11 protein-coding genes are annotated in these 9938 nt (G+C 66.8%); 8 read left to right on the top strand and 3 right to left on the bottom strand.

All coding sequences use genetic code 11. The features are described from left to right. On the top strand, positions 1-966 hold a 966-nt coding region (locus QGG75_16180; protein ID MDP6068772.1), incomplete at its 5' end, for a hypothetical protein. A 23-nt stretch (positions 967-989) separates the two neighbouring features. Continuing rightward, positions 990-2003 (top strand): endonuclease/exonuclease/phosphatase family protein, encoded by a 1014-nt coding sequence (locus QGG75_16175; GenBank protein ID MDP6068771.1) that lies wholly within the window; start codon positions 990-992, stop codon positions 2001-2003. 16 nt (positions 2004-2019) lie between these two features. Here the strand turns inward: QGG75_16175 and QGG75_16170 are convergent, their stop codons facing one another. Then, positions 2020-2343, bottom strand: a complete 324-nt coding sequence (locus QGG75_16170; GenBank protein ID MDP6068770.1) for an SDR family oxidoreductase — start codon at positions 2341-2343, stop codon at positions 2020-2022. Beyond that, complete coding sequence (locus QGG75_16165) at positions 2292-2819, bottom strand: SDR family NAD(P)-dependent oxidoreductase (GenBank protein ID MDP6068769.1); 528 nt, start codon at positions 2817-2819, stop codon at positions 2292-2294. The genes QGG75_16170 and QGG75_16165 overlap by 52 nt, the downstream gene beginning before the upstream one ends. 60 nt (positions 2820-2879) lie before the next feature. On the opposite strand from QGG75_16165, the gene QGG75_16160 reads away from it, so the two are divergent. Genes QGG75_16160 through QGG75_16140 form a run of 5 tightly spaced genes read left to right on the top strand, consistent with a single transcriptional unit; the run spans position 2880 to position 7469 of the window. Then, positions 2880-3782 carry a formate dehydrogenase accessory sulfurtransferase FdhD gene (locus QGG75_16160; protein MDP6068768.1) on the top strand — a complete coding sequence of 301 codons (903 nt, stop codon included), beginning with the start codon at positions 2880-2882 and terminating at the stop codon, positions 3780-3782. After that, positions 3775-4392, top strand: coding sequence for a molybdenum cofactor guanylyltransferase MobA (mobA, locus tag QGG75_16155; GenBank protein MDP6068767.1), 618 nt, complete (start codon positions 3775-3777; stop codon positions 4390-4392). The genes QGG75_16160 and mobA overlap by 8 nt, the downstream gene beginning before the upstream one ends. A gap of 23 nt (positions 4393-4415) precedes the next feature. After that, positions 4416-4817 (top strand): VOC family protein, encoded by a 402-nt coding sequence (locus QGG75_16150; protein ID MDP6068766.1) that lies wholly within the window; start codon positions 4416-4418, stop codon positions 4815-4817. Positions 4818-4822: 5 nt separating this feature from the next. Then, positions 4823-6118: an FAD-binding oxidoreductase gene (locus tag QGG75_16145; protein ID MDP6068765.1), complete on the top strand. Its 1296-nt coding sequence runs from the start codon at positions 4823-4825 to the stop codon at positions 6116-6118. Between the two features lie 40 nt (positions 6119-6158). Further along, on the top strand, positions 6159-7469 hold the full coding sequence (locus QGG75_16140; GenBank protein MDP6068764.1) for a cation:proton antiporter: 1311 nt from the start codon (positions 6159-6161) through the stop codon (positions 7467-7469). On the opposite strand, the gene QGG75_16135 is transcribed toward QGG75_16140, so the two are convergent. Further along, entirely contained in the window at positions 7438-9054 is a 1617-nt protein-coding gene (locus QGG75_16135) for an FAD-binding protein (GenBank protein ID MDP6068763.1), read from the bottom strand. The two genes, QGG75_16140 and QGG75_16135, sit on opposite strands and share 32 nt — an antisense overlap. Positions 9055-9183: 129 nt before the next feature. Between QGG75_16135 and QGG75_16130 the strand changes: the two genes are divergently transcribed. Continuing rightward, positions 9184-9603 carry a LysR family transcriptional regulator gene (locus tag QGG75_16130; protein ID MDP6068762.1) on the top strand — a complete coding sequence of 140 codons (420 nt, stop codon included), beginning with the start codon at positions 9184-9186 and terminating at the stop codon, positions 9601-9603. Positions 9604-9938: the final 335 nt, after the last annotated feature.

Below are 9938 nucleotides of genomic sequence, written 5' to 3'. Positions count from 1 at the left end.
AGGGCGAACGGCGCCCAGACGAGAAAATACACAGATGTCTTGCAGGCGGTGGGGAATTCGATCCTGGTGCAGGCGGACGAGTTGACAGCGCGCGAATCGCACGGCGCGAAACTGAAGGGCCGCAAGGAGGCGGAGCGTTGGGCCCTGGGCCGAGCCTCGAAAAAGAACCCGGTTCGCGCGCTGGCTGGCGTCATCGAGGAATTCTCGGCCCGGCGCCGGGCCAGCAAGGCCGAAGAGGAAAAGCTGAAACGCAAGCTCGAGGCAGTCGAGAAGGAACTGTCGTCGGCGAAAAAGACCGTCAAGACGGACACCGGCAAGGAAACCAAATCGTGCAAAAAGAAAGTGGCGGCCGGAGCTGGCCTGGCCAAGCTTATCGGCGAGAAAAGATCGGCCATTGACGCCTATCGGATCCTCACGGGTGAAGAGAAAAACAGCAAACTTCTCAGTCTGATAAAGCTCGAGAAGGCCGATATCGCCCAGGTGGCGCTTCGCCCCGCCCATATTGCTTCGGCTATCCGGGCCATGGACCGCTTCCGCAACGACCTCGTCGCCAAGATTCGCGACGCCGTCACGGCGAAGGCCGAAACCAGGAATCTCGAAGACCAGCAGGGTGATCTGGAAAAGCTGCAAGCCGCCGAAAGGGAGCTTGTCGCCGAGGTCGCCGATCTGGACGGCAAATGCGATGCTATCGATGCTGCGAATCGGACCAAGAATCAGGACTGCATCGATCTGAATACTGCCGAGTCGGATTTGGTCAAGAAACGTGGCGAAGTCCAAGTTCAGGAAAAAAAGGTCACGGATGCAGAGGATACACTGGCGGACAAGACGGCCGCGATCGCGGCCCTGATCGAGGATACCAACGCCGTGGCCTCGAACGTGATCGAGCACTTCCTCAGGCTCCGCGAAGCCACGGTCAAGGCTTACGAGAACGCCATCACCTTCACCGGCGACGTGGTCGCCCAATAAGCGTCGGGAGAAAGGTCGCAACCATGCCCGCCAAAGCCCAAGCCAACATCTTCGATCCACCACCGCCGCCCGTGCGCAAGGACATGGCGGCCATGCGGGCCGCACTCGACAACAAGATTCCGGCCAAGCTGGTCGACCGCAACCTGCTGATCGCCACCTGGAACATCCGCAAGTTCGGCGGCCTGACGCGCAAATGGACGGCGGCAGACAGCGACAGCCCGAAGCGCGACTTGCGCGGCTTGCTGGCCATCGCCGAGATCATCTCGCGTTTCGACGTCGTCGCGGTGCAGGAAGTGGGCGGCGACCTGCGCGCCTTACGCACCCTGATGAAGGTACTGGGGCCGAACTGGGGCTTCGTCATGACCGACGTAACCCTGGGCAAGGCCGGTGCCGGCGAACGCCTGGCCTTCGTCTTCGACCAGCGCCGGGTGCAGCTTTCCGGCCTGGCCGCCGAACTGGTGGTGCCGCCGGAACAGATCGCCGGCGGTATGGACCAAGGTGCCCTCAACCGGCAGTTCGTCCGCACCCCCTATGCCGTCAGTTTCCGGGCCGGCCAGGACACATTCATCCTGACCACGCTGCATGTCATATACGGCCACAACGCGGCGGACCGTGAACCCGAACTGCGCGCCATTGCCAAGTGGCTGGCGGACTGGTCGAAGCGGACCAACAAATGGCACCAGAACTTCATCGTCATGGGCGATTTCAACATCGACCGCAAGGGCGACCTGCTGTGGCAGGCCTTTACCTCAACCGACCTGATGGTGCCCAAGGAGCTGCACAATGTCCCGCGCACCGTGACGGCGAGCAAGACGCGTCCGCAGCTGGAAAAATTCTACGATCAGATCGCCTGGTTCGCCGGCCCCGGCGCCGGCAAGAACCGCCTGGGGCTCGAATACGCCAAGCGGGGGGGCTATTTCGATTTCCTGCGATACGTCTACGGCGACAAACAAATGACGGCAAAAACCAAATCCTACCGGCTTTCGGATCATTTCCCCCTGTGGGTCGAATTCAAACGTACCCGCCCGCTGCCGTGATCGCCTGAGTCCCGCCCTAGGCCGCCGTAATCCCCCCGTTCAAACTAATCCCCTGGCCGCTCAGCTTGGCCGCCGCCGGGCTGGCCAGGTAGACCACCAACTGCGCCAGATCCTCGGGCTCGACGACGCCCAGGTTGGCGCGCTGTTCGGCCTTGGCGAAAAGCCGGCCGGCGAACTTGTCGGCCATCAGCTTGTCGTAGTGCGGCGTGCCCCGGACGATCGAGGGCGTGATGCAGTTGAGGCGCACGCCGGAGCGCTTGGCCTCGATGGCGGCGGTGCGGGTGAACATCAGGATACCGGCGAGCGCCGCGCCGATGACGGCCTCGCCCGGTGTCGCCACCTTGGCGGCGTCGGAGGCGATGGCGATGATCGAGCCGCCGCGCCTTGCGCCATCATGGGCTCCAATGCGGCCCGGGTGGGCAGGATGGTCGACAGGAGCTCGCCTCGCAGCACGGCCTCGATCTCGTCCATGCCCTGTTCGTGCAAAAGCCTCGGCAGCACGTCGCCGCCGGCCGAATTGAGCAACACGTCGATGCGCCCGAAAGCGTCGAGGCAAGCCGCCACCGCGCCCTGGGCGCCGGCTTGGCTGGAGGCATCGCCCAGCGCCAGGTGGATTTCGGCCTCGGGCGCCGTCTCGGCCAGGCTCAGGCGCGCCGCCTCGGCCCGTTCGGCGTTGCGGCCGTTGAGCACGAAGCGCCGGGCGCCGGCCTCGGCCAGCGCTCTCGCCGAGGCCAAACCAATACCCGAGGTGCCGCCGGTAATCAGCACCGCACAGTCCGCCAAGGGCCGCACCATGATGTTGGTCTCGTCGTTCATGCTTCACCTCCGGGGCGCTTGGCCCTTTCCCAGGGCGCCACTTCGACGCATATTCATCCCATGACCGAAGCCTACGAAGAAAAAGCCGCCGCTGGCGAATTCATCTTGGCGCCCGATCCCGATGATCCGCGCCTGGTAGAGCGCTGCCACGGCACCGACCACGAAGGCGCCCCGGTGACCACCAGCGTGCCGGTGGAGAGGCCGCTGACGCTTTACCTCAACGGCCAGGAAATCGTCACCATGATGACGATCGGCGACTATCCCGAATACCTGGCCGTGGGTTATCTCATCAACCAGAACATGCTGACCAGCGACGACCGTATCACGGCCATCGATTTCGATGCCGAGATCGATGTCGTCGTGGTGTGCACCGAGGGCGAGACCGATTTCGAGGACAAGCTGCGCAAGAAGACCCTGACCTCGGGTTGCGCCCAGGGCACGGCCTTCGGCGACGTCATGGAGAGCTTCTACGAGGTCGAACTGGCCGCCGATGCCCGGGTGCGCACGTCTTGGCTTTACGCCATCTCGAAAAAAATCAACAGCCGCCCCAGCATCTACCTGGCGGCCGGCGCCATCCACGGCTGCGCGCTTTGCCAGGAAGACCGGCCGCTCCTCTACATGGAGGACGTGGGCCGCCACAACGCCATCGACAAGATCGCCGGATATATGTTTCAGGAGGGCCTGGGACCCGAGGGCAAGCTCTTTTACACCACCGGACGCCTGACCAGCGAGATGGTCATCAAGTGCGTGCAGATGCGCATCCCCGTGCTGATCTCGCGCTCGGGCTTCACGGCCTGGGGGGTGGAACTGGCGCGGCGGGCGAATTTGACCCTGATCGGCCGGGCCAAGGGCCGGCGCTTCCTCTGCCTGGCGGGCGAGGGACGCATCGTCTATGACGCCGATCCTGCGGCCCAACCCGAGGAGCCGGCGGCCCAGGCACGCAAAGGCGGCCGGGATGCCTGAGACCACGGCACCCATCGTCGGCGTGTTGCTGGCCGGTGGCCTGTCGCGGCGCATGGGCGGCGGCGACAAGTGCTTTCACGAGCTGGCCGGCCGGCCGCTGCTGGCCCATGCCATCGACCGGGCCCGGCCCCAGGTGGCCACCCTGGTGCTCAACGCCAACGGCGACGCCGGACGCTTCGCCGCCTATGAGCTGCCCTTCGTAGCCGACAGCATCCCCGATTTTGCCGGCCCCCTGGCCGGCGTGCTGGCGGCCCTGGAATGGACCCAGACCAATTTCGCCCAGGCCGAATTCGTGGCCAGTTTTCCCAGCGATACGCCGTTCTTCCCGGAAGACTTGGTGGCGCGCCTGCACCAGGCCGTGCGCGATGGCGGCGCCGACACCGCCTGCGCCCGTTCCGGTGGCCGCACGCACCCGGTGTTCGGACTCTGGCCGCTACGCCTGGCCGGGGCCTTGCGAGCCGCCATGGTCGACGAGGGTCTGCGCCGCATCGATAGCTGGACGGCGCGCTACCGGCACCTGCTGGTCGACTATCCCGACCAGCCCCGGGATCCTTTCTTCAACATCAACAGCCCGGCCGATGCCGAAGCCGCCCGTGCCCTCGTCACATAGGATTTGCCACACAGGATTAAGCCATGAACGGACTGCACCATGTTCATCTCTTTGCCTCCGACCTGGCGACCAGCGTCGCCTGGTACCGCGACATGCTGGGCGGCGAGGTGGCCTTCGACGGCGAATTCGGCGGCGGGCGCAACGTTTTCCTGCGGCTGGGCCGGGGCCGGCTGCATCTTTACGACCAGCCGCCACGCGGGGACACAACCGGTGCCGTCCACCATCTCGGCTACCAGAGCGACGACCTGGCCGGCCTGGTGGCCGAGCTGCGCCAAAAGGGCGTGGCCTTTCGCGGCGACATCCATGATTTCGGCTTCTGGCGCTATATCATGTGCCCCGCCCCCGACGGTGTGTTGCTGGAGCTCTTCGAGTTCGACGAAGAAGAATTGCCAGCCCAACTCGCCGCCTATTTCGAGGGAGAGTGAGGATCATGGAGCGCCAGGCCGACGTGGTCATCATCGGTGCCGGCATCGTCGGCACGGCAGCCGCCTATTTCCTGGGCCAGCACGGCCTTTCCGTGATCGTCTGCGAAAAGGGCGAAGTGGCGGGCGAGCAGTCCAGCCGCAACTGGGGTTTCGTGCGCCAGCAGGGCCGCGACCCGAAAGAGCTGGGCCTGGCCATGGGCGCCAACCACATCTGGCAGGGGCTGGAACGCGAAATCAACGACAGCGTGGAATGGATCCAGGGCGGCAACCTGATCACCTTCGCCGACCAGGCCGAGCAGGCGGCCTGGGAGGGCTGGGTGGCGGCGGCCCATGAGCAAGGCCTGGAATCGCACCTGCTGACGCCGGCCCAGGTGGCTGAACACTTGCCCGGAAACCGCATCGATTGCCTGGGCGGCGTGTTTACGCCCAGCGACGGCCAGGCCGAGCCGAGGCTGGCCACGGCCGCCCTGCAGCGCGCCGCCGAGAGCCGCGGGCCCGAGAGCCGCGGGTCCGAGTTCCTGACGAATTGCGCCGTCTTCGACGTCGAAACCACGGCCGGGGCCATCTCGGGGGTGGTCAGCGAACAGGGCCTGATCAAGGCGCCGGTGGTGGTGCTGGCGGCCGGGACCTGGTCGAGCCGCATGTTGCGCCTGCTGGGATTACGCCTGCCGCAGATGTGGCTCAAGGGCTCGGTGGCCCGGACCCGGCCGCTGCCGCCCATCACCAGCGCCGCCACCTGGACCGGCGTGGCCTTCCGCCAGCGCCACGACGGCACCATGAACGTCGCCACCCGTTCGGTCGATCATGACCTGACCCTGGATACGATCCTGAACCTGCCGGCCTTTGCCTCGGGCTATTTTCGCCACAAGCGCGCCGTCAAGCTGCACTTAAACAGGCTGTTTTTCGATCTCCTGGCCGGGCGTTTCTCCAAGGCCGCGCTGCGCCGCGAGCTCGTCCGCTTCCGCACCCTCGATCCCCGGCCCAACGAGGCCCTGCTGCGGGGCCTGATGGCGGAGCTCCGCCGCCTGCTGCCGGCCGCCGAGGGGGCCGAGATCGAGCGCAGTTGGGCCGGCTACATCGATTTCACGCCCGACATGCTGCCCACCATCGACCGCCTCGAGCGCCCGGCCGGCCTGGTGCTGGCCACCGGCTTCAGCGGTCACGGCTTCGGCGTCGGGCCCATGGCCGGGAAACTGGCGGCCGAACTGGCGCGGGGCGCCGAGCCCTCGATCGACCTTGCCGCCTTCCGCTTCTCGCGCTTTCACGACGGCAGCCGGCTCGATCCCTTCAGCGTGGTCTGAAGGCCGGCCGAGCCTGCAGGGCCACAAGGACTGACCGGTCATGGGTAGTGAACTCAGCGATGTGGCCCTGGTGGTGGCCGGGGCCGTGGTCGGCGGGGTGGCCTTCCACAGCCTGCGCCAGCCTGCCTTCGTGGGCTACATCCTGGCCGGCGTCATCCTCGGGCCCTCGGCGCTGGGGCTGGTGGCGGACCGTCACGACATTCGGCTGCTGGCCGAGCTGGGCGTGCTGTTGCTGCTCTTCCTGGTCGGCCTCGAGCTCAGCCTGCGCGCCTTTCGCCGGGTCTGGCGTATCGCGCTTACGACCATGGCACTGCAACTGGCGGCGGCATTGGGCGTCGCTCTGGTGGCCCGCCAGGTGCTCGACTGGCCGCTGGCGCTGACCGTCGTCGTGGGCTGTTCGCTGGCGCTGAGCTCAACCGCCGTGGCCATGAAGATCCTCGACGACATCGGCGAGCTGCGCAGCGAAACCGGCGGCCTCGCCGTCGGCGTGCTGATCGCCCAAGATCTCGCCGTGGTGCCGATGCTGCTGATCATCGGCTCGTTGGGAGGAGAGGGCGGCGGTTTTATGTCCGCCCTGATCAACGCGGCCATCGCCGTGGCCGTGCTGGCGGCCATCATCGGCGCCCTCAGCGGGCGGCGAAAGGTCAGCCTGCCCTTTGCCCGGCAACTGGCCTCGAGCGTCGAGTTGGCGGCGCTGGGGGGGCTGGCGCTATGTCTGGCGGCGGCGGTGGTCTCGAGCCTGCTCGGGCTGTCGGCCGCTTATGGCGCTTTCATCGCCGGGCTGGTGCTGGGTAATTCGGCCGAGCGCCGCCGCATGATCGAGGTGACGCGCCCGATCGAGGCCATCCTGATGATGATGTTCTTCTTGTCCGTCGGATTGTTGCTCGACCTCGGTTTCATCTGGCGCAACCTGGGCATCGTGCTGGTCCTGGTGCTGACCGTGACGTTGGCCAAGACGGCGCTCAACATCACCATCCTGCGCCTCCAGGGCGAGCCCTGGGAACGCGCCTTCCTGGCCGGCACGGTGATGGGCCAGATCGGTGAATTTTCCTTCGTGCTGGCCGCCGCCGCACTGGGGCGGGGTTTGATCAGCGCCGATGCCGGCCGTCTGGTGGTTGCCGTCATCGCGCTCAGCCTGGCGCTCAGCCCGCTGTGGCTGATCAGCGCCCGGCGCCTCGAGGAGATCCGCTGGCGCGCCGTCAACGAGCCTCGGGCGGTGCTGGTGCAACTCTACGGCCACGAGGCCGGGTTGGTGCTGGCCGCGACCGGCCGCCTGTGGCGGCTCGCGGCCCGGCTGGCCACGGCCTTGTGGTCGGCGCTCAGGCCGTATCTGCGCCGGCGGCGTCGCTGAGCGGCTCGAAGCGCCAATCCGTTCCGGCCTCACCCTGCCGCAGGCAAAGATGGCCCAGCCAAGCCGCGTCGTCGGCCTCGGGGAAATCCGTGCGGGCATGGACGCCCCGGCTTTCCTGGCGCCGGCCGGCGGCCTCGAGGATCAGCTCGGCGGCGCCGGTGGCGAGCTGCAGCTCGATGAATTTTTCCATCTGCTTGGGCTCGTTGACGCCGCGGGTGCGATGGGCCTGATCAGCGATCTCGCGCACCTTCTCGAGGCCCGTGGCAAGGCCTTCGCTGCTGCGGCTGATGCCGCCGTAGCGCCACATGACCTCGCGCAATTCGAGCTTCAGGGCGTCGACGTCGCTGCGCGGATCGCCGCTGGATACCATCGGCATCAGGGCCTTGAGATCCTGGCTCCGGGCCTCGCTCGAGCCGGCATGGCGGGCCGCCGCGGTGCCGGCGCGGTGGCCGAAGACGATGCATTCGGTCAGCGCGTTGCCGCCCATGCGGTTGGCGCCGTGGGCTCCGCCCGAGGCCTCGCCGGCCGAAAAGAGCCCGGGTACCGAGGTCGCGCCATGTTCATCGGTGATGGCGCCGCCGCAGGCGAAATGGGCCAGGGGCGCAATGCGGAAGGGTTTGTCGAAAGCCTTGTATTTGCGATTGAGGTAGCCCCAATTGACGGCCGAGACGGGGTTGGCACACCAGGTCTCCTTGGAAACCCCGGTGAGGTCGAGAAAGACCTCGCGGCCCTCGATCTCGATCTCGTTGAAAAGCGCCTGGGCGAACTTGTCACGCGAATGGGTGCCGGCCGGGCGCGCGGTGATATCGTATTTTTGGTAGATGTCTTCGCCATCTGAATTGACGACCTCGCCCAAATCGACGCCGTCGGGCGCCATCAGAAAGGACGGCAGCTTGGGCTCGGCGATGGCCACCGGGTAGAACTGCACGAACTCCATGTCCATCAGTTCGACCCCGGCCTCGAATGCCAGGGTATAGGCATCGCCGGTGATGCTTTGGGGGTTGTCATGATGCAGGTAAAGGCCCCCGGCGCCGCCGGCAGCCAGCACCACGGCGTTGCCCGTGAGCCCGAACCAGCCCTGCCGGCGGGCCGAATAGGCCACCATCGAGATGCCGCTATCATCGGCTGCCAGACGCCTGACCACCGAATGGCTGACGAAGCGAACGCCCATCTCCTCGGCCTTGGCGCTCAGGCAGCGCACGATCTCGCGGCCGAACACCGGCGCCTGGTCGGCTGCCTGCTGGGCCGGTTTGGCCAGGAAATGCCCTTTCTCAGAGGTGGCGTTCATGCCCCACGCCAGCAGGTCACGAAAACGATCGCCCGATTCCCGGGCCATGATCTCGATCATCTCGACCCGGTTCAAACCGCGCCCGGCGTTGAGCGTCAATTCCAGGTACCTGTCGACGTCCAGGCCCTCCCAGGGGCCGGCGAAGGCGCCGACGCTGAGTGTCGTCGCCGTGCCGCCGCCCGGCGCCCGCTTGCCCAGCACCGCCACGTCGGCGCCTTCGGCCCGGGCCGTGATGGCTGCCATCAGTCCGGCCGCACCCGAGCCGATGATCCATACGTCTGCCGTCAAGATTTCCATGATCCCGCCTTCCCTCGCCACCGCCCGTCCAGTCGTTTCCCACAGTAACGCAACGATTGTAGAGAGCGAAAGAGCAGGTGCAAAACCGGCAACCTTGACTCCTTTGCCTCCGGTCCCTGTGATGGCACCATGGCAAGGTCGACAAAACGGCCGGAGCAACAACCGCCGCGGCGGCCAGCCGGGGTGCGGGTGGCCTTCGGCTCGCTCTACCCGCTGGGGCCGGGCAAGCTGGCACTGATCGAGGCCATCGCGGAGGCCGGCTCGATTTCGGCCGCCGCCCGTTCGCTGGGCATGTCCTATCGCCGGGCCTGGCTGCTGGTCGATGCCACCAACCGCAGCTTCCGCCAGCCCCTGGTGGAGACCGCCACCGGCGGCCGCGGCGGCGGCGGTGCCCGGGTTACCGCGGCCGGCCACCAGGCCCTGGCGCTCTACCGCCGCATCGAAGACATCGCGGTGGCCAGCGTGCGCGAGGAAGTGGCGGCCTTCAGCGCACTGTTGGCCGACGACATTCCGCTGTTGCCCGACGATCCCGACGACCCCGACCGCTAGCCCGCATTTCTCACCGGGTCACGGGCAGCAAAGCCCCCAGGTGATGCGATCCGGAAGGAAAAGGTCGATGAGCGTAGTGGGACTACGCTCTTCGACCTTTCCCGTAGCGGGCGCGCAGCTGGGGGCGACCCTTCGGGCGCCGCTGTCGCGCCGACAGGGTGTGTCACGCTGCTTGCCCGATGTCCCACATCGCGCGGCGCAGCGTTCCTACCCTTTCGGCGCGACAGCGACGCGCAGGCCATGACCCGGTGAGAAATGCGGGCCAGTGCGGGCCAGGCGGCTTCAGAACTGGCGCCAGACCTGGCGCGAACGGGCGCCGGCCCGCCAGTGCTCGG

It is taken from the genome of Alphaproteobacteria bacterium (genome assembly GCA_030740435.1).
GTDB lineage: Bacteria > Pseudomonadota > Alphaproteobacteria > UBA2966 > UBA2966.
The sequence above is the reverse complement of the archived record's forward strand: the minus strand, read 5'-3'. Positions and strand labels throughout refer to the sequence as shown.

Excerpts from the sequence above, each read along its gene's own strand:
- QGG75_16130 (MDP6068762.1), top strand. The coding sequence starts at position 9,184 with ATGGCAAGGTCGACAAAACGGCCGGAGCAACAACCGCCGCGGCGGCCA.
- QGG75_16165 (MDP6068769.1), bottom strand. The coding sequence starts at position 2,819 with ATGAACGACGAGACCAACATCATGGTGCGGCCCTTGGCGGACTGTGCG.
- QGG75_16145 (MDP6068765.1), top strand. The coding sequence starts at position 4,823 with ATGGAGCGCCAGGCCGACGTGGTCATCATCGGTGCCGGCATCGTCGGC.
- QGG75_16140 (MDP6068764.1), top strand. The coding sequence starts at position 6,159 with ATGGGTAGTGAACTCAGCGATGTGGCCCTGGTGGTGGCCGGGGCCGTG.
- QGG75_16175 (MDP6068771.1), top strand. The coding sequence starts at position 990 with ATGCCCGCCAAAGCCCAAGCCAACATCTTCGATCCACCACCGCCGCCC.
- QGG75_16135 (MDP6068763.1), bottom strand. The coding sequence starts at position 9,054 with ATGGAAATCTTGACGGCAGACGTATGGATCATCGGCTCGGGTGCGGCC.
- QGG75_16160 (MDP6068768.1), top strand. The coding sequence starts at position 2,880 with ATGACCGAAGCCTACGAAGAAAAAGCCGCCGCTGGCGAATTCATCTTG.
- QGG75_16150 (MDP6068766.1), top strand. The coding sequence starts at position 4,416 with ATGAACGGACTGCACCATGTTCATCTCTTTGCCTCCGACCTGGCGACC.
- mobA (MDP6068767.1), top strand. The coding sequence starts at position 3,775 with ATGCCTGAGACCACGGCACCCATCGTCGGCGTGTTGCTGGCCGGTGGC.